The sequence below is a fragment of the Lentzea aerocolonigenes genome (assembly GCF_000974445.1).
In the GTDB taxonomy this organism is placed as follows: Bacteria; Actinomycetota; Actinomycetes; order Mycobacteriales; family Pseudonocardiaceae; genus Lentzea; species Lentzea aerocolonigenes.
In genome coordinates this window covers 14642-39127 of record NZ_BBOJ01000030.1, presented here as the reverse complement: position 1 = coordinate 39127, position 24486 = coordinate 14642, and the positions used below count along the sequence as shown (strand labels likewise).

At 70.9% G+C, this 24486-nt stretch carries 24 protein-coding genes; 17 read left to right on the top strand and 7 right to left on the bottom strand.

The features are described from left to right. The first annotated feature begins 44 nt into the window (after nt 1–44). From AOM45_RS42710 to AOM45_RS42700, 4 genes are all read left to right on the top strand, one after another. Nucleotides 45–1592, top strand: coding sequence for a PucR family transcriptional regulator (locus AOM45_RS42710; RefSeq protein ID WP_030471589.1), 1548 nt, complete (start codon nt 45–47; stop codon nt 1590–1592). Nucleotides 1593–1677: 85 nt separating this feature from the next. Beyond that, a complete protein-coding gene (locus AOM45_RS42705) occupies nt 1678–2937 on the top strand; it encodes an NAD(P)/FAD-dependent oxidoreductase (RefSeq protein ID WP_030471588.1) in 1260 nt (419 codons plus the stop codon). Between the two features lie 7 nt (nt 2938–2944). Further along, complete coding sequence (locus tag AOM45_RS52045; RefSeq protein ID WP_169774288.1) at nt 2945–3115, top strand: hypothetical protein; 171 nt, start codon at nt 2945–2947, stop codon at nt 3113–3115. A gap of 122 nt (nt 3116–3237) precedes the next feature. Beyond that, on the top strand, nt 3238–3702 hold the full coding sequence (locus AOM45_RS42700; protein ID WP_030471587.1) for a GreA/GreB family elongation factor: 465 nt from the start codon (nt 3238–3240) through the stop codon (nt 3700–3702). A 46-nt stretch (nt 3703–3748) separates the two neighbouring features. Here AOM45_RS42700 and AOM45_RS42695 read toward each other — a convergent pair whose 3' ends face one another. From AOM45_RS42695 to AOM45_RS42685, 3 genes are read right to left on the bottom strand one after another with little or no spacing between them, the layout of a single operon-like run. Next, the gene (locus AOM45_RS42695; RefSeq protein ID WP_030471586.1) at nt 3749–4267 is read right to left on the bottom strand and encodes a DinB family protein; all 519 of its coding nucleotides are present in this window, start codon (nt 4265–4267) and stop codon (nt 3749–3751) included. 10 nt (nt 4268–4277) lie between these two features. Next, nucleotides 4278–5411, bottom strand: coding sequence for a hypothetical protein (locus AOM45_RS42690; protein WP_030471585.1), 1134 nt, complete (start codon nt 5409–5411; stop codon nt 4278–4280). After that, the gene (locus tag AOM45_RS42685; protein WP_236704039.1) at nt 5411–6013 is read right to left on the bottom strand and encodes an RNA polymerase sigma factor; all 603 of its coding nucleotides are present in this window, start codon (nt 6011–6013) and stop codon (nt 5411–5413) included. The genes AOM45_RS42690 and AOM45_RS42685 overlap by 1 nt, the downstream gene beginning before the upstream one ends. A gap of 120 nt (nt 6014–6133) precedes the next feature. Here AOM45_RS42685 and AOM45_RS51470 point away from each other — a divergent pair, with 120 nt between their 5' ends. The 12 genes from AOM45_RS51470 to AOM45_RS42630 all read left to right on the top strand — a co-directional run bounded on the left by AOM45_RS51470 (nt 6134) and on the right by AOM45_RS42630 (nt 15733). Next, nucleotides 6134–6283, top strand: coding sequence for a hypothetical protein (locus tag AOM45_RS51470; protein WP_156094225.1), 150 nt, complete (start codon nt 6134–6136; stop codon nt 6281–6283). Between the two features lie 47 nt (nt 6284–6330). Then, complete coding sequence (gene def, locus AOM45_RS42680) at nt 6331–6879, top strand: peptide deformylase (protein WP_030471583.1); 549 nt, start codon at nt 6331–6333, stop codon at nt 6877–6879. Between the two features lie 2 nt (nt 6880–6881). Next, nucleotides 6882–7808, top strand: coding sequence for a methionyl-tRNA formyltransferase (gene fmt / locus AOM45_RS42675; protein WP_030471582.1), 927 nt, complete (start codon nt 6882–6884; stop codon nt 7806–7808). Nucleotides 7809–7917: 109 nt separating this feature from the next. Beyond that, entirely contained in the window at nt 7918–9354 is a 1437-nt protein-coding gene (locus AOM45_RS42670; RefSeq protein ID WP_030471581.1) for an RsmB/NOP family class I SAM-dependent RNA methyltransferase, read from the top strand. A 698-nt stretch (nt 9355–10052) separates the two neighbouring features. Beyond that, nucleotides 10053–10550 carry a flavoprotein gene (locus AOM45_RS42665; protein ID WP_030471580.1) on the top strand — a complete coding sequence of 166 codons (498 nt, stop codon included), beginning with the start codon at nt 10053–10055 and terminating at the stop codon, nt 10548–10550. Between the two features lie 26 nt (nt 10551–10576). Further along, a complete protein-coding gene (gene rpe, locus AOM45_RS42660; RefSeq protein WP_174517963.1) occupies nt 10577–11242 on the top strand; it encodes a ribulose-phosphate 3-epimerase in 666 nt (221 codons plus the stop codon). A 14-nt stretch (nt 11243–11256) separates the two neighbouring features. Beyond that, entirely contained in the window at nt 11257–12240 is a 984-nt protein-coding gene (gene ribD, locus AOM45_RS42655) for a bifunctional diaminohydroxyphosphoribosylaminopyrimidine deaminase/5-amino-6-(5-phosphoribosylamino)uracil reductase RibD (protein WP_051784381.1), read from the top strand. Between the two features lie 8 nt (nt 12241–12248). Further along, on the top strand, nt 12249–12869 hold the full coding sequence (locus AOM45_RS42650; RefSeq protein ID WP_030471577.1) for a riboflavin synthase: 621 nt from the start codon (nt 12249–12251) through the stop codon (nt 12867–12869). Further along, a complete protein-coding gene (locus tag AOM45_RS42645; protein ID WP_030471576.1) occupies nt 12866–14128 on the top strand; it encodes a bifunctional 3,4-dihydroxy-2-butanone-4-phosphate synthase/GTP cyclohydrolase II in 1263 nt (420 codons plus the stop codon). Before AOM45_RS42650 ends, AOM45_RS42645 begins: the two co-directional genes overlap by 4 nt. After that, nucleotides 14125–14622: a 6,7-dimethyl-8-ribityllumazine synthase gene (ribH, locus tag AOM45_RS42640; protein ID WP_030471575.1), complete on the top strand. Its 498-nt coding sequence runs from the start codon at nt 14125–14127 to the stop codon at nt 14620–14622. The genes AOM45_RS42645 and ribH overlap by 4 nt, the downstream gene beginning before the upstream one ends. Beyond that, complete coding sequence (locus AOM45_RS42635; protein WP_081902557.1) at nt 14619–15056, top strand: PH domain-containing protein; 438 nt, start codon at nt 14619–14621, stop codon at nt 15054–15056. The genes ribH and AOM45_RS42635 overlap by 4 nt, the downstream gene beginning before the upstream one ends. Nucleotides 15057–15085: 29 nt before the next feature. Beyond that, entirely contained in the window at nt 15086–15733 is a 648-nt protein-coding gene (locus AOM45_RS42630) for a dihydrofolate reductase family protein (RefSeq protein ID WP_030471573.1), read from the top strand. Here the strand turns inward: AOM45_RS42630 and AOM45_RS42625 are convergent. Then, nucleotides 15705–16910 (bottom strand): FAD-dependent oxidoreductase, encoded by a 1206-nt coding sequence (locus tag AOM45_RS42625; protein WP_030471572.1) that lies wholly within the window; start codon nt 16908–16910, stop codon nt 15705–15707. The genes AOM45_RS42630 and AOM45_RS42625 overlap by 29 nt on opposite strands. A 74-nt stretch (nt 16911–16984) precedes the next feature. Here AOM45_RS42625 and AOM45_RS42620 point away from each other — a divergent pair, with 74 nt between their 5' ends. Continuing rightward, nucleotides 16985–19546 carry an ATP-binding protein gene (locus AOM45_RS42620; RefSeq protein ID WP_051784372.1) on the top strand — a complete coding sequence of 854 codons (2562 nt, stop codon included), beginning with the start codon at nt 16985–16987 and terminating at the stop codon, nt 19544–19546. Here AOM45_RS42620 and AOM45_RS42615 read toward each other — a convergent pair. The 3 genes from AOM45_RS42615 to acnA all read right to left on the bottom strand — a co-directional run bounded on the left by AOM45_RS42615 (nt 19495) and on the right by acnA (nt 24479). Next, nucleotides 19495–19920 carry a DUF1761 domain-containing protein gene (locus AOM45_RS42615; protein WP_030471570.1) on the bottom strand — a complete coding sequence of 142 codons (426 nt, stop codon included), beginning with the start codon at nt 19918–19920 and terminating at the stop codon, nt 19495–19497. The two genes, AOM45_RS42620 and AOM45_RS42615, sit on opposite strands and share 52 nt — an antisense overlap. A 129-nt stretch (nt 19921–20049) precedes the next feature. Further along, nucleotides 20050–21504 (bottom strand): S8 family peptidase, encoded by a 1455-nt coding sequence (locus tag AOM45_RS42610; protein ID WP_156094223.1) that lies wholly within the window; start codon nt 21502–21504, stop codon nt 20050–20052. Nucleotides 21505–21674: 170 nt separating this feature from the next. Next, nucleotides 21675–24479, bottom strand: coding sequence for an aconitate hydratase AcnA (acnA, locus tag AOM45_RS42605; RefSeq protein WP_236704038.1), 2805 nt, complete (start codon nt 24477–24479; stop codon nt 21675–21677). Nucleotides 24480–24486: the final 7 nt, after the last annotated feature.

The following is a 24486-nucleotide window of genomic DNA, read 5'->3' as shown; positions in this document are numbered from 1 at the left end:
TCGCGGGACGGCGGCTTTGCGCACGCGGTGGTTACGGTGACCTCATGGTGAGGCTGGACCGGCTGGTCAACGTGCTGGGTGGCTACGGCGTGAGGTTGTGCTGCTGCCCGGTGCCGCGGTCGGCCGAGCTGCGCGGCGTGGTGCTGCGGGACGTCACGGACGACCGGGCCGAGGTGGGTGACGTCTTCCTGGCCGTCGGCGCCGAGTCCGTGACCGAAGCGGTGCGCGGGGCGGTGGCGGCGCGGGCCGTCGTCGTGCTGGTCCGGGGTGCCGAGGAGTTCCTGGCGGACGCCGTCGCGGTCGGGGAAGCCGAGGGTGTCGCGGTGATGCTCGCCGATCCTGCCCTGTCGTGGAGTCAGCTCGCGGGCGTGGTCTACGGCCTGGTGCTGGAGGGACGGGAGACCGAGTCCGGGCGCGGCCCCACCGACCTGTTCGCGCTGGCCGACAGCCTCGCCGACGCCGTGGGCGGGGCGGTGACCATCGAGGACCCGCTGTCGCGGGTGCTGGCCTACTCGGGCCCGCAGCAGGAGGTCGATGCCGCCCGGCTGGAGACCATCATGGGACGGCAGGTGCCCGCCTGGGTGCGCGAGCTGTTCGACGCGGCGGGTGTGCGGGCGCACCTGGTGGCCTCCGACGAGCCGCTCTTCGTCGCCGGGGTACCTGAACGAGGCCTCACCGGGCGAATGGTCGTCGCGGTCCGGGTGGGCCGGGAACTGCTGGGGGCGGTCTGGGTGGCGTGCCGAGGGCCGCTGGAAGGTGCTCGGCGCACCGCGCTGACCGACGGCGCCAGGACCGTGGCACTGCACCTGCTGCGGTTGCGGGCCAGTGCCGACCTGGAGCGCCAGGTCGAGTCGGAGCTGGTGATCCGGCTGCTGGAGGGCACGGCCGACGCCGCGACCGTGACCAGTCAGCTCGGGTTGCCGCCGGGCCCTGCCAGGGTCGTCGCGGTCCGCGCCCACGTCGGCGCCGAGCGGCACGCGGCCGTGCTGCTGGCGTTCGAACAGGCCACTACCGGGTTCGGCTGGTCGAGGCCGGGCCGCAGTGCGTTGGCGGGCAACAGCATCTACACGATCCTGCCCGGCGAGAAGGTCGCCGCGGCACGCGACTGGCTGGCGGCGCTGAGGGCGGCACTGCCCGCGAACGTGACCGTCGCGGCGGGCATCAGCGGGGTCGCCGCGGCAGCGGACCTGCCCGCGGGCAGGCAGGAGGCGGACGAGTGCCTGGCGTTGCACGAGACCCAGCCCGCTGACGCCGCGCCACCCGTGTACGACGAGTCGTGGGACGAGATCCTGCTGCAACGCCTGCGCACCGCGGCACGCGTCGGCCGCACCCCCGCGCGAGGACCGGTGGCGGAACTGCGCAGGCACGACGCCGAGCACGGCACGGCGTTCGTGGCGACGCTGCGCGCGTGGCTCGAGGCGCAGGGCGACCTGGCGGTGGCGGGTGAGCGGCTCGGCGTGCACGGCAACACCGTCCGCAACCGGCTGCGGAAGATGAGCGAGGTGACCAGCCTCGACCTCGACGACGCCGGCAAACGGGTCGCGATGATGATCGATCTCGCCGCGACGGTGTCGGAAACCGACAACCACTGACCCTTCAATTGTGCGGAACGGACATCCGGTTCGTTCCGCGCCCACCGCATCCTGGCATCGAGACGAGCGATGACAGGAGGTCGGAATGGTCGGCGTCGAGCGCCTTGACGGCGGTCCGCGCTCCGCGGTGGTGGTCGGGGCAGGCGTGGTGGGGCTGTCGACCGCGTGGTTCCTGCAGGAGCGCGGCGTCGAGGTCACAGTGGTCGACCGGACGGGTGTCGCGGCCGGCGCGTCGTGGGGCAACGCGGGCTGGATCGCGCCAGGACTCGCGATCCCGCTGAACGAGCCCGCAGTCCTGCGCTACGGCCTGCGGTCGCTGTTCGACCCGGCCGCGCCGCTGCACATCCCGCTGACCGCCGATCCGAAGCTGTGGGCGTTCCTGGCGCGGTTCGCCGCCCACTGCAGGTGGCCGTCGTGGACCAGGGCGGTCAGGGCGAACCTCCCGCTCAACGAGGAGAGCGTCGAGGCCTACGACGTGCTCACGGCCAACGGCGTCGAGGCCCCCACCGTCGCCGCGCCGATCACCGCCGCGTTCACCTCCGCCGGGCAGGCACAGGGACTTCTGCGCGAGCTGCGCCGCATGGCCGCGGCCGGGCAACCCGTCGACCACACCGCACTGTCCACAACGGACCTCCGGGACCAGGTCCCGTTGGCCGCTCCCGCCCTCACCGCGGGCGTGCGCGTCGACGGGCAGCGGTTCGTCGATCCCGGCGGTTTCGTGCAGGCGCTGGGCCGAGCCGTGGTCGCCAGGGGAGCCACGATCCGCACGTTCGACGTGGTCGACGTCCACGCGGACAACGCCGGTGTCGTCGTGCGCGCGAAGGACGGCAACGCCATCTCCGCCGAGGCGGCCGTCCTCGCGACCGGCGCCTGGCTGCCGCGGCTCGCGGCACGACAGGGCGTCCGCACGCCGGTGCGAGCAGGCCGCGGCTACTCCTTCACCGTGCCCGTGCGGGAGCCGGTCCACGGTCCGCTCTACCTGCCGGAGGTGCGGGTGGCGTGCACGCCTCACCAGGGCGGTCTTCGAGTCGCGGGCACGATGGAGTTCCGCGACCCGGACGCGCCACCGGACAAAGCACGCGTCGACGCGATCATCGCCTCCGTGCGCCCGCTGCTGGACGGGGTGTGGTGGGCGGACCGCACCGACGTCTGGGTCGGCCCGCGTCCGGTCACACCGGACGGCCGTGCGCTGATCGGCGCGACCCGGACGCCCGGCGTGTACGTCGCCGGCGGACACGGCATGTGGGGTCTGACACACGGGCCGATCACCGGACGGCTGCTCGCGGAGCAGATCACCACCGGCAAGCAACCCGCCGCCCTGCGCGAGTTCGACCCGCTCCGGTGAGTGCGACGTGGAAACCGACCAGACACCGCTGACCGACGACGAGCGAGCCGAACTCGCCTGGCTGCGGAGGGAGAACGACTTCCTCCGCGTCCAACGCGACATCCTCCTGCGCGTCGCCACCGGCTACGCCCACGACGTAGAGGCGATGCTCCGCCGCACCGGCGCTCCCCGCCACTGACCCTCTCCCTGTCCGTGCGGGTCGCGGGCCGACCGAACCCGGCCTGCACGGACGCCCCCGCCGTCAGGGCGGTACCTCCCCCCGAACCGCCCTGACGGCACTACTCCCGCAACGGAGGCACCATGACGAGCACGACCCCACGCGTGTGGCTGACACCGCAGGCACACCACAGGCTCCGCAACGAACTGACCGCACTGCTCGCACCGGCCCGCACCCGGCCCGACGACGAGACCGGCGATCCGGGAATCGTCGGAGACCAGGCACGAGAACGCCGCATCCGCCAGATCAACGACCTGCTCTCCCACGCCGTCGTCGGCGAGGACCCACCGGACGACGGCGTCGCCGAACCCGGCATGGTGCTCACCGTCCGCTTCGACGACACCGGTGACACCGAGACGTTCCTGCTCGGCGTGCGCGGAGCGGAACACGGCACGATCGAGGTCTACTCCCCGGACTCACCACTGGGAGCCGCGGTGAACGGAGCCCTTCGCGGTGAGCAACGCGCCTACCGGGTGCCCAGCGGCGCCACGGTGCGGATCACGCTGCTGGACGCGGTGCCCTACAGCAGTGTCAGACCCCGTCACTAGTCTAGAAATTGGGGGTACCCGGCCTGCGCCGTGTGTGTGGTGGCGCCTATTCGCCCGTGTGTCCGTCGATGCGTTCGCGGATCAGGTCGGCGTGGCCGTTGTGCTGCGCGTACTCCTCGATCATGTGGATGTAGACCCACCGCACCGACATCTCGCCCCACCGCGCGTGCACGAAGGTGTGGTCGAGGTCCCGCGTGGCGCCGGCCGCACGGGCCTCGGCCATCTCCGCGACCAGGTCGGCGTACTCGGCCTCGGCGCGAAGCGGGTCGAGGTTCTCGAAGGCCGCGTCCTGGCTGCCCTGCACGACGTAGCGGGCCTTGACGTCCTGGCCTGCGATGCGGATGCGGAACCACGTGCGTTCGACGTCGGCCAGGTGGCGGATCAGGCCCAGCAGGGTCAGGTTCGACGGGGGAGCGGTGGCCTCGGCCAGCTGCTCGCCGGTCAGGCCTGCGCACTTGCGCAGGAACGTGGCTCGATGGCGGTCGAGCCACGCCTCCAGCATCGGGCGCTCCGCTCCGATGAGCGGTTCGTGGGTCAGGTCCACTGCGGGTGCCGTCCAGGTCATGACTCCATGATCAGCCGAAGCCGCCCTCGTAGATGATCTGATTTTTGTCGTTGCGCACGACCAGGTGCAGGCGGTCCGTCGGGATCGTCTTGGCTTCGTCGTCGGTCATGGGGACCGCGGCGAGGAAGTGTCCGTCGGCAATCTCCGCGGACACCGGTGGGTGGTCGCCATCGGACACCTGGACGCTCTTCGCGGCACGGTCGACGCGCCCGACGACGGAGTAGTCCGATCCGGTCTTGTCGCCGGTGAACATGAACGGTTTGTCAGGGTCGTCTTCCATGACGTTCAGCAGTTGCAGGCCGCCGTTCGTACCTCCGGAAAAGCTGCAGTACGCCCACTTCTCGTGCTCGCGGTGGGCGATCATCATGCCGTGGTGCTTGTCGAGTCCGGTGACCATCAGCGGCTCGAACCCGCCCAGCTCCTCCGCGCTCCTGCCGCCGTCGGAGGCGATGTCGACGCAACGGGCGAGGACGCTCTCCTCCGACCACGGGTCGGTGTCGCTGTTCTCGTAGCTGTCCGTGACCGTCGCCGGCTTCGGGGAGATGGTCGGCATGCGCATGGTCCGGTCGTCGAACACCAGCTCCGAGGCCACGCCGGGGGTCTCGACGACGAAGAAGCCCGGGGTGACGACCCCCTCGGGACCGGGGCCGAGCGGGGAGTGGGTGTAGCCGCTGTTGACGGCGTGCACCGTTCGCGCGCCGGCTGGGGGCACACCGGCGATGATCTTGGTGGAGCGGAAGGCGATCGAGCCCTCTTCCAGCGCGGCCGGCTTGAAGTCCTCGGCCGCGACCCGTGCTCGGGTGCGGGTGAGCTCGCAGAAGCGCCCGTCCTCGCCGACCAGGACCTTGCGCAGGTCGAAGACGACCATCCGGGTGGAGCGCCAGTTCTGGTCGTTCAGGGCGGCGCGGCACCTGTCCAGGTCCCGGCTGGACGGAGCGACGACCTGCAGATGACCCGAGTCCACCTCGTGAACGGGCTGGGTGACGATCTGGGCGGCGACCACACCGCCCGCGATCAGGAGCACCCCGGCGGCCACGGCCAGCGGAGCGCGCCTGCCTCGGACGCGGGACTGGGTGAAGGCCGGGCGCATGCGCTCCTTGACGTCCTCGGGAAGGGCGCGGCGATGTGGCAGGTCGAGAGGCATCACTCCACCTCCAGGGTGTCGTCGGAGAGTTGCTTGCGCAGCCGGGTGCGGGCGCGCGAGATGCGGGAACGCACGCTGACCTCGGCGACGCCCAGGGCCTCGGCCGCCTGAGCGACGGACAGCTCGCCCAGCAGGACCAGCTCCACGGCCTCGCGTTCGGCGCGGGGAAGGGCCTCGACGGCCTCCAGCACCCGGCGCAACCGAGCCTCGTGGTCGAGGGCGGAGACGACCTCGTCGGCGTGGTCGCGTTGCACGTCCTGCCTGGGCACGCGGTACAGTAGCCGGGTGAACCTCGCCTTGCGCCGGAACTCCGAGCGCGCGAGGAAGCCCGCGACGGTGAACAGCCACGGCAGCGCGCTGTCCCGCACGAGCGTCATCTCCGCGCGGCGGCGCCAGGCCGTCAGGAACGTCGCCGACGTCAGATCCTCCGCGGTCGACCACGACGCGGTCAGCCGGTAGGCGTGGTTCCACACCGCCTCGGCATAACGGTCGTAGAGCTCCCCGAAGGCGCGCTCGTCACCACGTGCCCACAGTTCGGCGTCCGACGGGGCGTCGTCGGGCACAGCGGCCGCCCCCTCCCAGCTCGGTCGCATCAGCCTCATGACCTGGAGGTGTCCACCTTCCGGCCGAGTGTTGCACCCGATCTTCCTACCTCGGGCCGATGGAGGCTCGATACCCCGAGCTGATGTGGGCTGACCTGCGCGAACGGCACAGTGTGTGGCATGACGACAACCACCTTGACCGGCGCACCGGCAGCCCACCTCAACTTCCACGCGCTGTTGCGCCCCGTGCTGACGGCGCTGCGCTTCACCGGCCACTTCGTCGTGGCGCTGGTGGGCGTGATCTTCCTCGGCAGCGCGTCCGAGCACTGACCGCGCTCCTCGTAGACTGACCTCCAGTCCACCACGAGGAGCACTGCGTGACCGTCCAACCCATCCGTCTGTTCGGCGACCCGGTGCTGCGCACCCCCGCCGTCGAGGTCACCGACTTCGACAAGGAACTGCGCACCCTGGTCAAGGACCTGTGGGACTCGATGCAGGACGCGGGCGGAGCGGGACTCGCCGCGCCGCAGCTCGGCGTTGGACTGCGTGTCTTCACCTACCACTGCGACGGCTTCGCGGGACACCTCGTCAACCCGACCTGGGAAGTGGTCGGCGAGGAGATGCAGGACGGGCCCGAGGGCTGCCTGTCCATTCCCGGCATGTCGTGGGACTGCAAGCGCCACCTGCACGTCGTGGGCAAGGGCTGGAACATGCACGGTGAGCCCATCGAGGTCGAGGGCACCGAGACGCTGGCGCGCTGCATCCAGCACGAGACCGACCACCTCGACGGCGTGCTCTTCCTCGACCGCCTCGACGCCGACACCCGCAAGCGGGCCATGAAGGAAATCCGGCAGTCCGAGTGGTTCGACGGTACGGTCCCCACCTTGAAGCAGAGCCCGCACCCACTCTTCGGCAGGTCCAGCTGACCATGCGACTCGTGTTCGCCGGCACGCCCGAGGTCGCACTTCCCTCGCTGCGCGCCTTCATCGACTCCCCTCGCCACGACGTCGTCGCCGTGGTCACCCGCCCCGACGCCCCTTCCGGCCGCGGCCGCAAGCTGGAGCGCTCCCCGGTCGGCGCGCTCGCCGACGAGCACGGCATCGAGGTCCTCACGCCCGCCAAGGCGGGAGACCCCGAGTTCCTGGAGCGCCTGCGCGCCCTGGAACCCGACCTCTGCCCGGTCGTCGCCTACGGCAGCCTGCTTCCGCAGCGCACGCTCGACGTGCCCAAGTTCGGCTGGGTCAACCTCCACTTCTCCGTGCTCCCCGCCTGGCGCGGTGCCGCGCCGGTGCAGGCCGCCGTGCGCAACGGCGACGACATCACGGGCGCCTCCACGTTCCGGATCGTCAAGGAGCTCGACGCCGGCCCGGTGTTCGGCGTGGTGACCGAGAAGGTGCGCGACCGCGACACCTCCGGCGACCTCCTCACCCGGCTGTCGACCTCAGGGGCAGACCTCCTTCTGTCCACAGTGGATGGCATCGAGGACGGCACCCTGCGCGCCGTCGACCAGCCCGCCGACGGCGTCACCTACGCCGCCAAGATCACCGTCGAGGACGCGCGCCTCGACTTCACCGCGCCCGCCGCGGCCGTGGACCGCCTGGCCCGCGCCGTGACGCCCGAACCCGGCGCGTGGGCCGAGTTCCGGGGCGAGCGCCTGAAGCTCGGTCCCGTGACGCCCGTGGACGACGTCACCCTGCCCGCCGGCGAGGTGCTGGTCGAACGCAAGCGCGTGCTCGTGGGCACGGCGACCACCGCCGTGGCCCTCGGTGAGGTCCAGGCGCAGGGCAAGAAGCGCATGGCCGCGACCGACTGGGCCCGCGGCGTGCGCATCGAGGCAGGGGAGCGCATCGCATGACGTGCTCCCGACCCAGCCCGGAAACCGTCGCCCGTGAGTGGCAGGACAGCAACGCGGCGCGCGTGACCCGTGGCGCCGCAGGGGAGCCAGAGACAGTGAGGCACACCGCATGACCAGCCACTCGCGAGGAGCCTCCAAGCCGTCCCGCCCGCAGAGGCCTCACCCGCCGCGCCGTCGCACCGGACCCACCAGGCCGCCAGTGGAGGATCCGGCACGCCTCGCCGCGCTGGAGACGCTGCGCGCGGTGCGGCAGCGCGACGCGTACGCGAACCTCGTGCTGCCGCAACTGCTTCGCGACCGTCGCATCACCGGTCGCGACGCAGCCCTGGCCACCGAGCTCACCTACGGCGCGGCGCGAGCGCAGGGCCTGCTCGACGCCGTCATCGAGGCGTGCTCCGACCGCCCGCTGTCCGAAGTGGACGGCTCGGCGCTCGACGCGCTGCGGCTCGGTGCGTATCAGCTGCTGCGCACCCGAATTCCGTCGCACGCGGCGGTCGCCTCGACCGTCGACCTCGTCCGGGCCGAGCTCGGCTCCGGGATCGCGGGCTTCGTCAACGCCGTCCTGCGCCGGGTCGCCGAACAGGACGAGGCGGCGTGGGTCGACGAGCTCGCACCCGACCCGGACACCGACCCGATCGGCAACCTGGCCTTCGCTCACGCCCACCCGCGCTGGATCGCGCAGGCGTTCGCGGAGGCCCTCGGCAGCCGGGACGAGCCGCTCAAGCGCGCCCTGGAAGCCGACGACGCACGGCCGGCCGTGCACCTCGTGGCACGTCCAGGCGAGGTGAGCGCCGACGAGCTCGCCGCCATCACCGGCGGCGACGTGGCGCCGTACTCGCCCTACGGCGTGCACCTGGAGGCGGGGGCGGGCGACCCGGGCGATCTCGAGCCCGTCCGGGAACGCCTCGCCAACGTGCAGGACGAGGGCAGCCAGCTCTGCGCACTCGCCCTCACCCGCGCGCCGCTCGAGGGCACTGACGACCGCTGGCTCGACCTGTGCGCGGGCCCCGGCGGCAAGGCCGCCCTGCTGGCCGCACTGGTCGGCCTCGACGGCGGCGAGCTGATCGCCGTCGAGAAGGCACCTCACCGCGCCGAGCTCGTGCGCAAGATCACCTCAGGCCTGCCGGTAACCGTGCACGTGGCCGACGGCCGCGAGACCGACTTCGTCGAAGGGGCGTTCGACCGCGTGCTGGTCGACGCGCCCTGCACCGGTCTCGGTGCACTGCGCAGGCGCCCGGAGGCGCGGTGGAGGCGCCAGCCCGCCGACGTCGGCACGCTCACGAAGCTGCAGCGCGAGCTGCTCACCGAGGCGTTGCGACTGGTGCGTCCTGGCGGCGTCGTGGGTTATGTCGTGTGTTCACCTCATCTCTCCGAAACAGTCGGGGTCGTCACCGACGTCGCCCGGCGAACCGGAGCCGAGGTGCTGGACACGCGCGAGCTCTTCCCCGGAGTTCCGGACCTCGGGGACGGGCCGCACGTTCAGCTCTGGCCGCACCTGCACGGAACCGATGCGATGTTCTGCGCGGTGCTGCGACGCCCTTCCTGAGCGCTCGTGAACGACGGTAGGGACGGGGTCTGACAGTTCTGGGCGGCCGATGAGCGCGGGGGACCGGGACAGTGACACGGTCGGTGACGTCTACGGTTTCGTCGCCCAGATCGGTGATGTTCACGGTCACGTGCACATCGGCCGTACCTGAGCCGTGTGGTGGCCGAGGGTGATCGGGGCGCGGCTGGTGCCCTGATCGTGGCCGCTGGGGCCCTGATCGGGTGGCGATTGGTGGATCGCGTGGGTCCCGCCGCCGGTAGGGCAGGGACCCTGGCGATTGCTGGATCGCCTGGATTCCGTCCCTGGCAGGGCCGGGACCGGCCTCGTCGGTCGTGGCGAAGATCGCCACACCGTGTGGTTCCGGGGGTGCGGGACGCATGGGGGCACACCGATGGTGCGGTGTTCTCGATGGTGGTCCAAGAACAACAGCGCTACGGAGATCGTGGTCGCCAGGACACCGTTGGTGCTGAAGTCGGGACGCGGGTGGCGCTGAAGTCGGGACACCGGTGGTGCTGAGGTCGCGACGCCGGTGGTGCTGAAGTCGGGACGCCGGCGGAGCTGGACACGCCTCGACCGCCGGGACACGCACGGAATCCCCGGTGCGCGAACCCCGAGGCGTGCGACATCGGTCTCTCCAGCGAGCGCTGCGACTGCCGCTCCGCCCTCGTGGCCGACCCAGGACGCCTAAGATCGACTCCATGACACGTGGGCTGCTCGGACTGGTCGCAAGCGGCTGCGGCGGCGTCGAGACCTGGTTCCGCACCGAGCTCGCCGAGCCCGCGACACGACGAGGGTGGCGGCTGGCCATCACGCTGACGCCGACGGTCGTCCCGTGGTTCGAAGAGGCGAATGAGCTGGACGAGCTCCAGGCCCTCACCGACCTGGAGATCCGGTGGAACCCGCGGCTGCCGAGCCAGCCCAAGCCCTACCCGACGCCCGACGCGTTCATCTTCGCCCCCGCCAGCGCGAACTCCGTGGCCAAGCTGGCTCTCGGCATCGGCGACAACCAGGCGCTCACCGCGTTGAACGAGGCCATCGGCGTCGAGAGCTGCAAGGTCGTCGTCATGCCCCAGGCGAGTGCGGACAAGCGCCGTCACCCCCTGTGGGAGACGCACGTCACGACGCTCACCGACGCGGGTGTCGTGGTGGTCACCGACGAGGCTCCCGGCAGGCTGCTCGACCTGCTGGACACCTAGACTTCACCCTTGTGGTCCACACGCCGATGATCGCCCCCAGCATCCTGTCCGCCGACTTCGCGCGGCTCGCCGACGAGCTCGCCGCGGTGCCGACGTCGGACTGGATCCACGTCGACGTCATGGACAACCACTTCGTGCCGAACCTGACGCTCGGCCTGCCCGTGGTGAAGTCGCTGCTGAAGGTCACCGACATCCCGATCGACTGCCACCTCATGATCGAGGACCCGGACCGCTGGGCGATCGGGTACGCCGAGGCGGGCGCCTACAACGTCACCGTGCACGTCGAGGCGGCGAACGACCCGGTGAAGCTCGCCAAGGACCTCAGGGCCGCGGGCAGCAAGGCGGGGCTGAGCATCAAGCCCGGCACGCCGCTGGAGCCGTACGTCGAGGTGCTCAAGCACTACGACACGCTGCTGGTGATGTCGGTCGAGCCGGGCTTCGGCGGGCAGAAGTTCATGGTGGACACGCTCGAGAAGGTCCGGCAGGCCCGTCACCTCGTCGACACCGGGCACCTCAAGCTGCTCGTCGAGATCGACGGCGGCATCAACGCCGACACGATCGAACAGGCCGCGCAGGCCGGGGTGGACTGCTTCGTCGCCGGGTCCGCCGTGTACGACGCCGCCGACCCCGGCAAGGCCGTCGAAGCGCTGCGTGCCCAGGCGGCCGGCGCTCAGGGAATCAGGACAGCGTGACTCCCGAGGACGCGATGGTGCTCGCCATCGCGGAGAGCGAACGGGTGCGGGGCACCACGAGCCCCAACCCGCCGGTCGGCTGCGTCGTCCTCGACGAGCACGGCCACGCGGTGGGCTTCGGCGGCACCCAGCCGATCGGTGGATCACACGCCGAGGTCATGGCGCTCAAGGAAGCCGGAACCAAGGCACGTGGCGGAACGGCGATAGTCACCCTCGAGCCGTGCTCGCACTACGGCCGTACGCCGCCGTGCACCGAAGCGCTCATAGAAGCAGGCATCAAGCACGTCATCCACGCCGTGAGCGACCCGGACCCCAAGGCCGCCGGTGGAGCGAGACGCCTCGAAGAAGCAGGCATCACCGTCGAGAGCGGCCTGCTGGAGAACGAGGTCGCCAAGGGGCCCCTCAGGGCGTGGCTGCACTACACGCGCACGGGCCGTCCGCACATCACGTGGAAGTACGCGGCGTCGCTCGACGGCCGGATCGCCGCGCAGGACGGCACCAGCCAGTGGATCAGCTCGGAGACCTCCCGCAAGCAGGTCCACGACATGCGCGCGAAGCTCGACGCGATCATCGTCGGCACGAACACCGTCAAGAAGGACGACCCGGCGCTGACCGCCAGGGACGCCGACGGAATGCCGTTGCCCCACCAGCCGTTGCCCGTGGTCGTGGGCATGAGCGACCTGCCGGGTGGAGCCAAACTCCAGCACACCGCGCTACACCTGCGTACGCACGACCCGGACGAGGTGCTGACCGCGCTGGCCGGCCGGGGCGTCGTGGACGTGTTGCTCGAAGGTGGCGCAACTGTGGCAGGTGCGTTCCTGCGGGCTGGCAGGATCGACCGCGTGCTCGCCTACGTCGCGCCCGCCATCCTCGGGAACGGTCCCGCGGCGGTGGTGGACGCGGGCGTGTCAACCATCACGGACGCTGTCCGGCTGACCGTGGAAGACGTCACCATGAGCGGACCGGACTTGCGGATCAGCGCGGTTCCGCAAATTTAGGAGGAGCGGTGTTCACCGGGATCGTCGAGGAACTCGGCCACGTGGTCGCGACGCAGGACCTGCCCGACGCGGCACGGATCCGCATCTCAGGACCTGTCGTGACCAGCGACGCCAAGCACGGCGACTCCATCGCGGTGAACGGCGTCTGCCTCACCGTCGTTGAGGTCGAGGACAACACCTTCACCGCGGACGTGATGCGCGAGACCCTCATGCGCAGCAGCCTCGCCAAGGTCGCGGAGGGCGACAGGGTCAACCTGGAGCGCGCGGCCGCGGTCGGCCAGCGCCTCGGCGGCCACATCGTGCAGGGCCACGTCGACGGCACCGGCACGATTCTCTCGCGGGAGAAGGCCGAGCACTGGGAGATCGTCCACATCGGACTGCCTCCTCAGCTCGCCCGGTACGTCGTGGAGAAGGGGTCGATCACGGTCGACGGTGTCTCGCTGACGGTCGTCACCGTCTCGGAGAACGAGTTCACCGTGAGCCTCATCCCCACCACGCTCGACCTCACCACGCTCGGGCACCGCCTGCCCGGCGACGTGGTGAACCTGGAGGTCGACGTGCTGGCGAAGTACGTTGAACGACTGGCAGTCCCGCACCTGCGGGCCATCGCGGGCGAGGAGACCCAGTGAGCACCGACTTCGCCGACATCGAGCGGGCGATCAAGGACATCGCCGCCGGGCGCCCCGTGGTCGTCGTGGACGACGAGGACCGCGAGAACGAGGGCGACCTCATCTTCGCCGCCGAGAAGGCGACGCCGGAGCTGCTCGCGTTCATGGTCCGCTACACGTCCGGGTACGTGTGCGTGGCGCTGACCGACTCCGACTGCGACCGGCTCGACCTGCCGCCGATGTACCACACGAACCAGGACCAGCGCGGCACCGCGTACACGGTCACGGTGGACGCGCGCGAGGGCATCGGCACCGGCATCTCGGCCGCCGACCGCGCCCGCACCATCCGGCTGCTCGCCGACCCGACCGCGAAGGCAAGCGACTTCACCCGGCCCGGCCACGTCGTGCCGTTGCGCGCCCGCGACGGCGGGGTGCTGCGCCGCCCCGGTCACACCGAGGCGTCCGTCGACCTCGCCCGTCTCGCGGGACTGTCCCCGGCGGGTGTGCTCTGCGAGATCGTGTCGCAGAAGCTCGAAGAGGAGATGGCCCAGCGCGACGAGCTCGAGGTGTTCGCGGCCGACCACGACCTCGCGCTGATCACGATCGCCGACCTGATCGCGTACCGCCGCCGCGTCGAGACCCAGGTCGAACGCGTCGCGGAAGCACGGATCCCGACCGCGCACGGCGTGTTCACCGCCGTCGGCTTCGACAGCACGCTCGACGGCATCGAGCACGTGGCGCTGGTGTACGGCGAGATCGGCGACGGCGAGGACGTCCTGGTGCGCGTGCACTCCGAGTGCCTCACCGGTGACGTGTTCGGCTCGCTGCGCTGCGACTGCGGCCCGCAGCTCGACGCGGCACTGGAAGCCGTTGCGGCACAAGGACGTGGCGTCGTGCTGTACATGCGCGGCCACGAGGGCCGTGGCATCGGCCTGATGCACAAGCTGCAGGCCTACCAGCTGCAGGACGAGGGTGCGGACACCGTGGACGCGAACCTCGCACTGGGCGTTCCGGCCGACGCGCGCGACTACGGCACGGGCGCGCAGATCCTCGTCGACCTCGGCATCAAGTCCATGCGGCTGCTGACGAACAACCCGGCCAAGCGCGTCGGTCTGGAGGCCGGATACGGTCTGCGTGTGCTCGACAGGGTGCCGTTGCCGATCTCCCCGAACCCGGAGAACCTGCGGTACCTGCGCACCAAGCGTGACCGGATGGGCCACGAGCTGCACCAGCTGGAGCAGTACGAGGCCGTTGTTTCCGCTACGGAGGACCAGGAATGAGTGGCGAGGGCCGTCCAGAGCAGACTCCGCTCGACGGCAAGGGCCTGAGCGTCGGGATCGCCGCGACGCGCTGGAACAGCAAGATCACCGATCAGCTCCTCGACCGTGCGCTGAAGGCCGCCGCCGACGCGGGCTGCGTCGACACCACGGTCGTGCGCGTCGCCGGTGCGATCGAGCTTCCCGTCGTGGTGCAGGAGCTGGCACGTCACCACGACGCGGTCGTCGCGCTGGGCGTGGTGATCCGCGGCGGCACCCCGCACTTCGAGTACGTGTGCGACTCGGTGACCGACGGCCTGACGCGTGTCGCTCTGGACGAGTCGACGCCGGTCGGCAACGGCGTGCTCACCTGCAACACCGAGGAGCAGGCCGTGGCACGCGCCGGCTGGCCGGACTCGGTGGAGGACAAGGGCTACGAGGCGACCGTGGCCGCCATCGACACGGCGCTGGTGCTGCGCGGACTGCGTCAGCCGTGGACCGAGCGGGGTTTCGAGTGACGACGATCGTGTTCCGTCCCAAGAAGATCCGCCGCGTCGCGTGGGCGTGCGCGGTCGGTCTGGTCGTCGTCTTCACGGTCGTCGGTCTGCTGCTCGGCAACACCCCGACCGGCGTGATCTTCCGGACGTCCGACCAGGTCGCGATGATCGTCCTGGGCTTCCTGCTGGCGGGCGGGGTGCTGCTGCTGACCCGTCCGCGCGTCACCGCCGACGCCGCGGGTGTCGACGTGCGCAACGTCGTGACGTCTCACCACTTCGAGTGGAACGACGTGCTGTCGGTCAGCTTCCCGGACGGCGCCGCGTGGGCCCGGCTGGAGCTGCCGGAGGACGAGTACATCTCGGTCATGGCTGTTCAGGCCGTGGATCGCGAGTACGCAGTGTCGTCGGTGCGTGCGCTGCGTGAGTTGCACAAGGCGGCGCACGGCCAGCGATGAGTTCTGCCGGCTCTGCGAGTCTTCATGACGTGACTCAACTGCTGCGAGTGCAGAACTTCGTGGTCTCGAGCGACGGGATCGCCGCCGGCGAGGCCCAGAGCTTCGAGAACCCCTTCGGTCTCGACGTCTCGCCCGAGCGCCTGTTCGCCTGGGCGGGCGCGACGGCGAGCTGGCCCAACCGCACGGACCCCGGTGGCAGCCGGGGTCTCGACGACTACTTCACGCGGGACTTCGCGCACAACATCGGCGCCGAGATCATGGGCCGCAACAAGTTCGGGCCCCAGCGCGGGCCGTGGACCGACCACGAGTGGCAGGGCTGGTGGGGTGACGAGCCGCCGTTCCACACGCCGGTGTTCGTCCTGACCCACCACCTGCGCCCGTCGTTCACGCTGGGCGAGACCACGTTCCACTTCGTCGACGACGACCCCTCCTCCGTGCTCGCGCAGGCGCGGGAAGCGGCGCAGGGCAAGGACGTCCGGCTCGGCGGTGGCGTCACGACCATCCGGGAGTTCCTCGACGCCGACCTCGTCGACACCATGCACGTCGCGGTGTCGCCGCTGGAACTGGGCTCAGGGCTGCGGTTGTGGGACTCGCCCGACGAGTTGCTCGACCGGTTCCACCTCGACGTGGTGCCGAGCTCGAGCGGCGTCACCCACCACCTGTTCTGGCGCAAGTAGCTCGAGTCAGCAGCGCCCGCGCGACGACCACCGGGTTGAGCAGCACCGACGGTGCCGCGGACCGGCTCCCGAACGCGGCCAGCCGGCGGGCGATCCACGGATCGGTGACGGCAGCGGAACGAATGGTGCGCTGGAGCGCGTTGGGCGGCTTCGCGAGCGCGTCCCGCCGTCCGATGTCGTCGTACCTGCCGATGAACCGGTGCGCACGGCGGTAGCGGCGCAACGCCGGACCGAGGTCCGTCCCGTCGCGCAACGGTCCGGCGGTGGCCTCGGCCAGCCACGCCGCACTGCGGAACGCCCAGCCGCACCCGACGGCGGGAACGGGGTCGGAGGTCGTAGCTGCGTCACCGATCAGCGCGACCCCCGGCCGCGGGGCCGGATCACGCCGCACGCACGGGTAGTCGGTGGTGCCGACCAGGTTCGACGCGCGGCGGGCGCCGGCCAGTGACGGACCACCCGGCAGCCGCGCGACGAACCTGTCGAACGCGGCGAGCCGGTCGTCCGCGAACTCCGCCAGCCGTTGCTTGGCGGGGAAGGCGCCGACCAGCGTCAGGCCGTCCCCCGCCGGCACGCAGACGGCGACGTCCGGGTCGAGCTGCCACACCTGGCCGTCGCCGGGGCCGTTCATCCGCGCGCCCTCGTAGTAGGCCCAGAACAGGAACCGCTCGTTCGGGGCGTGGTCCTCCGGCACCCCGGCGAGCTGCGCGACCGTCGAGCGGTGGCCGTCCGCACCGACGACCAGGCGGGCGCGCAGGGTGGTGCCCGTGTTCGTCACGACCCCGCCTTCGACCAGGTCGACGACCTTCTGACCCATCAGCAGGTCCACCCCGGGAGTGGCGGCGGCGATGTCGCGCAGCAGCGGGTCGAGCTTGCTGCGGCGCAGGCTGATGGCGGGTGGCACGCCGTCGCCGGGTCTCCGCACGATCCACCCGGCGTCGGTCCAGACGCCCAGCCGCTGGGTGACGGCCGCGCCGTGGTCGAGCATCTGCTGCCAGAAACCCAGCCGCTGCAACACGTCGTGGGTCCCGCCGAGGATGAAGTGCCCGCACAGCGTCTTGTGCGCCTGAGGGTTGTGGTGCCGTTCCAGCAACGCCACGCGCAGTCCCGCGCGTCCGTACGCCGTCGCCGCGGTGCACCCGGCGATGCTCGCTCCCACGATGATCACGTCGTAGTCCATGTGGCGAGCGTGCGGCCGGACGGGCGAACCGGACATCCGTGGTGACTACCCAATTCACTGCCTACCATCGGTTCGTGGGCGCGACCGCGCTGGTGGAACGCGACCGCGAGCGTGCCGCGCTGGCCTCGTGGTGGGACGAGGCCGTGTCCGGGCACGGCCGGCTGGTGCTCGTCGGTGGTGACGCCGGCGCGGGCAAGACCGCGCTGATCAGCGAGTTCGGCCGGTGCGTCGACGGACGGTCGTGGCACGGCACCTGCGAGCCGTTGGCCACGCCCGTGCCGTTGGGACCCCTGCGCGACATGGACGTCCCGGTCAGCGGCGACCCCGTCGAGTTCCGCCACCTGTTCCTGGACGAGCTGCGCGCCACCGCGACGCTGGTCGTGGTCGACGACGCGCAGTGGGCCGACGACAGCACGCTCGACCTCCTGCGCTTCCTCGGCCGGCGGATCGAGCGGTGCCCGGCGATGGTCGTGGTGGCGTACCGGGAGGACGAGGCCGGAGCGCGTCATCCGTTGCGGGTGCTCGCGGGTGACCTGTCGACCGCCCCGGTGGTGCGCAGGCTCGCCGTGCCACCGTTGTCGCTCGCCGCCGTGACCGCGCTCGCCTCGGGGTCCGGTGTGGATCCCGCCGAACTGCACCGCCGCACCGGCGGCAACGCCTTCTTCGTCACCCAGGTGCTGGCCGGCCAGGCGGAGTCCGTGCCCACGACGGTCCGGGACGCGGTGCTGGCCAGGGCCGCACGGCTGGCGCCCGGTGCGCGCGACGCGTTGGACGCGCTCGCGTGTCTCGGGCCGCGAGCCGCGCCACGGGTGGTGGCGGCGGTGTCCGGACGTTCCCCCGGCGATCTCGACGAGTGCGCGGACCGGGGCCTCGTGGTCGCGGACGGCGGCGTGGTGTCGTTCCGGCACGAGCTCGCACGGGTGGCGGTCGAGGACGCGATCGCACCGGGGCGCGCCGCGGAGCTGCACCGGCGCGCGCTGGAGGTGTTGCGGCCGGACGCCGACCCCGCCCGGCTCGCAGGTCACGCCCTGCGCGCTCACGACCGCGCGGCGCTGCTCACCTACGCGCGGGCGGCCGCTGAGCAGGCCTCCGCTCTCGGTGCGCACAAGGAAGCGGCCGCGCACCTGCGGCGTGCCCTCGACGTCTGCGGTGATCGCGCGCAACGGGCGGAGCTGCTCGAAGGGCTGGGACGGCAGTGCCACCTGTCCGACGACCTCGACGCCGCGGTGCGGTGGTGGCAGGAGGCCGTGGCGGCGTGGGCGGCGGTCGGGGACCGGCGTCGTCAGGGCGTGGCGCTGGTCGGCCTCGCGATCACCGCGTTGCACCTGGCACGGGAGGTGCCGCTCGGGGAACGGGCGAGCCAGCAGGCCGTCGAACTGCTCGGCGACCCGCCGTCCGGGCCGGAGTTCGCCCTCGCCTGCGCCGTGCAGGGGAAGTTCGCGGCCATGGGGTTCCGCAACGCCGAGGCCGTCGCGTGGGGCGAGCGGGTGCCCGCCGACGGCCCGCTCACCCGTGCGTTGGCGGCGCTGTCGATCGGCGTCGGTCGTGCGCAGAGCGGTGACCCGGCCGGTCTCGACCTCATCGCGGACTGCATCAGGTTGACCCGGTCGGCCGGCGCGCACGACGAGGCCGGACTCGGGTACTTCTGGGCGCAGCTGATCTGCGTGACGCGTCGCTGGTACCGGCTGGCCGACCGGTGGTACGGGGAGGCGATCGCGTACACCGAGGACCACGGCCAGGAGATCTGGCGGCAGTGGCTGCGCGCGTTCCGGGCACGGGCGTTGCTCGACCAGGGCGCGTGGGAGGAGGCCGAGTCGCTCGCCTCCGAGGTGCTGCGGTCAGCCGGAGTGGACGACGGCCGCACGATGATCAGCATGGTCGTGCTCGGCACGCTCAGGGCCCGTCGCGGCGACCAGGACGCGCGGGGACTGCTCACCCACGTCCGGTCGGTCATGGTCAACGCCGAACCCGTCGTCGGCTGGATGGTCGGCGCCACCCGTGCCCTGGCCGAAACCGCTTGGTACGCGGGCGATCTCGACGCGGTGCGCACCATCGTGACGCCCGCGCTGGCCGTCGCGCAGGAACCGTGGCACCTCGGCGAGCTGGCTTTCCTGCTGTCGCGGACCGAGCCCGTCTCCGCGGTTCCGGCGGGCGCGGCCGAGCCGTACCGGTTGCAGCTCAACGGTTTCCACGAACAGGCCGCGCTGCGGTGGAGGGAGATCGGCTGCCCGTACGAGGCGGCGCTCGCCCTGCTCGACAGCGACGACGAACGTCTGCTGCGCGAGGCCCTCGCCGTGTTCGACGAGCTCGGTGCCCGGCCGATGCGGGACGTCACCGCACGACGCCTGCGCGAGCACGGCGTCCGCGACATTCCGAGACGTGCCACCACGACCGGCGCCGACGGCCTCAGCGCGCGCGAACGCGAGGTGCTGACCCTGCTCGCCGACGGGCGGCGGAACACCGAGATCGCCGAGGAGCTGTTCCTGTCGCGCCGGACCGTGGAGCACCACGTGGCGTCGGTCCTGCGGAAGCTGCGCGTGCCGAACCGGGCGGAGGCGGCCAGGTACGCGCGGCGCAACGGGACTCAGACCCAGAGCCCCAGGATCGCGCCCACGAGTGCGAGCCCCACAATGTGATAACCCGCTCCGATGGCCGCGAAGGTCATGGGAGCGGGCTTGGTCATGTCGAAGGTGCCCGTCACGAAGATCACCGGTAGAGCGACGCCGATGCCGACCACGAGGCCGAGCAGGATGCCTTCCATGATGTTGTCGGTGTTCGACGCGGCACCGATCATCGCGGTGGCGAGCGTCGCCACGAAACAGGTGGCGAGCGGGACGGCGTAGATGCCGGCGCCCGCGTTCTCCGGAGGGTTGAGATCCCAGCCCGCCGACCGTTGCCAGGCCCTGCCGAACGCGAACTCCGCGTACCACAGGCCGCCCAGCCCGAAGTACGCGATCGTGGCCACGATGACGGCTGACCAGTTCAGGTCGCCGAGCACGCTCAAGGTCATGATGGTCTCCCGCCGTGATCCAAGGTGACTTGGCATCGCGAGCCACCAGGTAGCTGTTACCGGTGGTTCGGGTGCGGGCATCACGGCGGCGAATGGGCCGCCCACCCGCAGGTGAGCGGCCCCTCGTCGTCAGCTCACGGCCTTGAGGGCGTCGATCTCACCCGAGCCGTAGAAGCTGTTGTGCGCCGTTCCGCCCTGGCACGTCTGCGGCTCCCCGCTGTTCTGCGGGAACGCCGCGTAGATCGACGTGTCCGGGCACGGCAACGGGTTGGTCGCCTGCTGGAGCTTGGCCGCCGCGCCCGCGCTGCCCTGCTTGCTCAGCAGCAGTGCGGCGACACCGGCCACGTGCGGCCCGGCCATCGACGTGCCCTGCAGGTAGCAGTACGTCGCACCGTTCTCGACCACCTTCCGCGTGCACGGCCGGTAGCTCGGGTACGTCGACAGCACCCGGCCGTTCGGGGCGGCCGGGGTGAGCTGCAGGAGCGCGTCGCCACCGGGGGCGGCCACGTCGGCCGTGGAGATGCCGTAGCTCGAGTAGTACGACTTGAACCGCTTGTTGCCCGTCGCCGTCACGCCGACGACGCCGGGGATCTCGACCGGGACGACCGCGCACGCGTTGGTGATCTCCCGCTCCTGCTCGCTGCCGGGCGGGAAGTCGGGGCTGATCACGTCGACGCGCGGGTGCGACAGGTCCGTGCTGTCGTTGCCTTCGGAGGACACCACGAGCACGCCCTTGGACTGCGCGTACCGGATCGCCCTGCGCTCGGCCTTCCAGATCGCGCGCTGGTCGGCGTCGTTGCGGCAGTTGAAGAGCCACGGGTCGGCGAAGTAGCTGTTGTTGGTGACGTTGATGCCGTTCTCGGCGGACCACACGTACGCGCAGACGACCATCTCCGGGAAGAAATAGCCGTCGTTGTTGCTCGTCTTCACGCCCGCGAGACGCACGTTCGGCGCCACGCCGACGATGCCCGTGCCGTTCGCGGCCGCGGCGATGGTGCCGGCCGTGTGGGTGCCGTGGCCGTTCTGGTCGTTGCCGGGCAGCAGCTCCGTGGGTGCGCCACTGGAGCAGTCCCTGCTGCGCGACGCGTCGTAGTTCGGCGCGAGGTCGGGATGGGTGAAGTCGAGGCCGGTGTCCAGCGTGGCGACGACGACCTGCTTGCTGCCGGGCGTGACCTGGTGCGCCTGCGGCACGTTGATCTGCTGCATGTCCCACTGCAGGCCGGACAGCGAGTCGCCCCACGTGGCGGCGGCCGACACGTCCTCGGTGCCGTCGGCCTGGTCCGGTGCGACCTGCACGCCGAGGCCCGACGTCGCGGCGACGCCCTCGACGTTGCCGTTCTGCTTCAACGCGGAGGCGAACCCACCGCTCGACGACCGTGCGATCACGACGCCGATCTGGCTGTAGTTCGCGACCACGGTGCCGCCAGCGCTCGCGATGGTGTTCGCGGCGTTCGACGACGAGGCGCCCTCGCGGTAGAGGACGACGTAGGTGGACTCCGTCGCGGCACCGGCCTGGATCGCCGGGGCGACACACAGAGCCGCCCCGAGACCGGCGGCGGCCAGCAGTGCTCGTGGACGATTCAACAAATGTCTCACCGCTTCCCGTAGTAAGGGTGTTCGCAGGGACATCTGTGCAGGTCAGAAAATTGTTACATCACATGCGATGGGCGTTCACGTGATTACTGAAAGGATAATTCTGTGAATGTGAAAAAGGCCGCCCACGGTGTGTGGACGGCCTTTCTCAATCGAACTGACTAGCTGCGGACCATCTTGCGCAGCACGTACTGCATGATGCCGCCGTTGCGGTAGTAGTCGGCCTCACCGGGGGTGTCGATGCGGACGACCGCGTCGAACTCGACCTTGGCGCCGTCGGCCTTCGTGGCGGTCACGTGCACCGTCGACGGCGTGGTGCCGTTGTTGAGCTCCGTGAGGCCGGTGAAGTCGAACGTCTCGGTGCCGTCGAGGCCCAGGGACGCGGCGTTGTCGCCCGCCGGGAACTGCAGCGGGACGACGCCCATGCCGATCAGGTTCGAGCGGTGGATGCGCTCGTACGACTCGGCGATGACGGCGCGGACGCCGAGCAGCGAGGTGCCCTTGGCGGCCCAGTCGCGCGACGAGCCGGAGCCGTACTCCTTGCCCGCCAGCACGACCAGCGGAACGCCGGCCTCCGCGTACGCGACCGACGCGTCGTAGATCGTCGTCTGCGGGGCGTCGGCCTCCAGGAAGTTGCGGGTGAAACCGCCCTGGACGTCGTCGAGCAGCAGGTTGCGCAGGCGGATGTTCGCGAACGTGCCGCGGATCATCACCTCGTGGTTGCCGCGACGGGAACCGTAGGAGTTGAAGTCCTTGCGCTCCACGCCGTGCTCGGTCAGGTACTTGCCCGCGGGCGAGTCGGCCTTGATCGAACCGGCGGGGGAGATGTGGTCCGTGGTGACCGAGTCACCCAGCAGCGCGAGGACGCGGGCACCCGAGATGTCGGTGACCGGCTTCGGCTCCATCTCCATGCCCTCGAAGTACGGGGGCTTGCGCACGTAGGTGGACTCGGTGTCCCACTCGAACGTGTTGCCGGTCGGCGTGGGCAGCGACTGCCAGCGCTCGTCGCCGGAGAACACGTTGGTGTAGCCCTTGGTGAAGCCCTCCGCGGAGATCGAGGAGGAGATGACCTCGGCGATCTCGGCCGGCGACGGCCAGATCTCGGAGAGGTACACCGGCTTGCCCTCGGTGTCGGTGCCGAGCGGCTCGGTGGTGATGTCCTTGTCCATCGAACCGGCCAGCGCGTACGCCACGACGAGCGGCGGCGACGCGAGGTAGTTCATCTTGATGTCCGGGTTGATCCGGCCCTCGAAGTTGCGGTTGCCGGACAGCACCGAGACGACCGCGAGGTCGCCTTCCTGCACGCCCGCCGAGATCTCCTCCTGCAGCGGGCCCGAGTTGCCGATGCAGGTGGTGCAGCCGTAGCCGACCAGGTGGAAGCCGAGCTTCTCCAGGTACGGCATGAGGCCGGCGCGCTCGTAGTAGTCCATGACGACCTTCGAGCCCGGCGCCAGGGTCGTCTTGACCCACGGCTTGCGCTCGAGACCGCGCTCCACGGCCTTCTTCGCGAGCAGGGCCGCGCCGAGCATCACGGACGGGTTCGAGGTGTTGGTGCACGACGTGATCGCGGCGATCGCGACGGCGCCGTGGTCCAGCTCGAACTCGTTGCCGTCGACGGTGACCTTGACCGGGTTCGACGGACGGCCCTCGGAGCCCTCTGCGGCGGTCTGCAGGCGCGGCGCGCCCTTGCCGTTCTCGCCCTCGTGCACGGCGATCGGGTCAGAGGCCGGGAACGTCTCGTCGATCGCCTCGTCGACGTCGGACTTCTCGTCCTCGACGTGCGCGACGTAGTCCTTCAGCGCGGCGCGGAACGAGCCCTTGGCGTTCGTGAGCTCGATGCGGTCCTGCGGGCGCTTCGGACCGGCGATGGACGGGACGACCGTCGCCAGGTCCAGCTCCAGCGTCTCGGAGTAGACGGCCTCGCGGGACGGGTCGTGCCAGAGGCCCTGCTCCTTGGCGTACGCCTCGACGAGCGCGATCTGCTCCTCGGTGCGACCGGTCAGGCGCAGGTAGTCGATGGTCTCGCCGTCGATCGGGAAGATGCCGACCGTGGAGCCGAACTCCGGCGACATGTTGCCGATGGTGGCGCGGTTCGCGAGCGGCACCGCGCCGACGCCCTCGCCGTAGAACTCGACGAACTTGCCGACGACGCCCTGCTTGCGCAGCATCTCGGTGATCGTGAGCACGAGGTCGGTGGCGGTGGCGCCCGCGGGCAGCTCACCGGAGAGCTTGAAGCCCACCACGCGCGGGATCAGCATGGAGACCGGCTGGCCGAGCATCGCGGCCTCGGCCTCGATGCCGCCGACGCCCCAGCCCAGCACGCCGATGCCGTTGACCATCGTGGTGTGCGAGTCGGTGCCGACCAGGGTGTCCGGGTACGCCTGGCCGCCCCGGACCATGACGACGCGAGCGAGGTGCTCGATGTTGACCTGGTGCACGATGCCGGTGCCGGGCGGGACGACCTTGAACTCGTCGAACGCGGTCTGGCCCCAGCGCAGGAACTGGTAACGCTCCTTGTTGCGCTGGTACTCCAGGTCGACGTTCAGCTCGAACGCGTCCGGGCGGCCGAAGATGTCGGCGATGACCGAGTGGTCGATCACGAGCTCGGCGGGCGCGAGCGGGTTCACCTTGGCCGGGTCGCCGCCCAGCTGCGTGACGGCCTCACGCATCGTGGCGAGGTCGACGACGCACGGAACGCCGGTGAAGTCCTGCATCACGACGCGGGCGGGCGTGAACTGGATCTCGGTGTTCGGCTCGGCGGCCGGGTCCCAGTTGGCGAGAGCGCGCACGTGGTCGGCGGTGATGTTCGCGCCGTCCTCGGTCCGCAGCAGGTTCTCCAGCAGGATCTTCAGGCTGAACGGAAGACGCTCGGCGCCCTCCACGGCGCTCAGCCGGAACACCTCGTACGAGGCGTCGCCGACGTTGAGCGTGCCGCGGGCGCCGAAGCTGTCCAGGCTGTTAGTCACGTGCAAC

What these genes read in the sequence shown, in the direction of transcription:
- AOM45_RS42710 (WP_030471589.1), top strand. Translation starts at nt 45, where the DNA reads ATGGTGAGGCTGGACCGGCTGGTCAACGTGCTGGGTGGCTACGGCGTG.
- AOM45_RS42705 (WP_030471588.1), top strand. Translation starts at nt 1,678, where the DNA reads ATGGTCGGCGTCGAGCGCCTTGACGGCGGTCCGCGCTCCGCGGTGGTG.
- AOM45_RS42700 (WP_030471587.1), top strand. Translation starts at nt 3,238, where the DNA reads ATGACGAGCACGACCCCACGCGTGTGGCTGACACCGCAGGCACACCAC.
- AOM45_RS42695 (WP_030471586.1), bottom strand. Translation starts at nt 4,267, where the DNA reads ATGACCTGGACGGCACCCGCAGTGGACCTGACCCACGAACCGCTCATC.
- AOM45_RS42690 (WP_030471585.1), bottom strand. Translation starts at nt 5,411, where the DNA reads ATGCCTCTCGACCTGCCACATCGCCGCGCCCTTCCCGAGGACGTCAAG.
- AOM45_RS42685 (WP_236704039.1), bottom strand. Translation starts at nt 6,013, where the DNA reads ATGAGGCTGATGCGACCGAGCTGGGAGGGGGCGGCCGCTGTGCCCGAC.
- AOM45_RS51470 (WP_156094225.1), top strand. Translation starts at nt 6,134, where the DNA reads ATGACGACAACCACCTTGACCGGCGCACCGGCAGCCCACCTCAACTTC.
- fmt (WP_030471582.1), top strand. Translation starts at nt 6,882, where the DNA reads ATGCGACTCGTGTTCGCCGGCACGCCCGAGGTCGCACTTCCCTCGCTG.
- AOM45_RS42670 (WP_030471581.1), top strand. Translation starts at nt 7,918, where the DNA reads ATGACCAGCCACTCGCGAGGAGCCTCCAAGCCGTCCCGCCCGCAGAGG.
- AOM45_RS42665 (WP_030471580.1), top strand. Translation starts at nt 10,053, where the DNA reads ATGACACGTGGGCTGCTCGGACTGGTCGCAAGCGGCTGCGGCGGCGTC.
- rpe (WP_174517963.1), top strand. Translation starts at nt 10,577, where the DNA reads ATGATCGCCCCCAGCATCCTGTCCGCCGACTTCGCGCGGCTCGCCGAC.
- ribD (WP_051784381.1), top strand. Translation starts at nt 11,257, where the DNA reads ATGGTGCTCGCCATCGCGGAGAGCGAACGGGTGCGGGGCACCACGAGC.
- ribH (WP_030471575.1), top strand. Translation starts at nt 14,125, where the DNA reads ATGAGTGGCGAGGGCCGTCCAGAGCAGACTCCGCTCGACGGCAAGGGC.
- AOM45_RS42625 (WP_030471572.1), bottom strand. Translation starts at nt 16,910, where the DNA reads ATGGACTACGACGTGATCATCGTGGGAGCGAGCATCGCCGGGTGCACC.
- AOM45_RS42615 (WP_030471570.1), bottom strand. Translation starts at nt 19,920, where the DNA reads ATGACCTTGAGCGTGCTCGGCGACCTGAACTGGTCAGCCGTCATCGTG.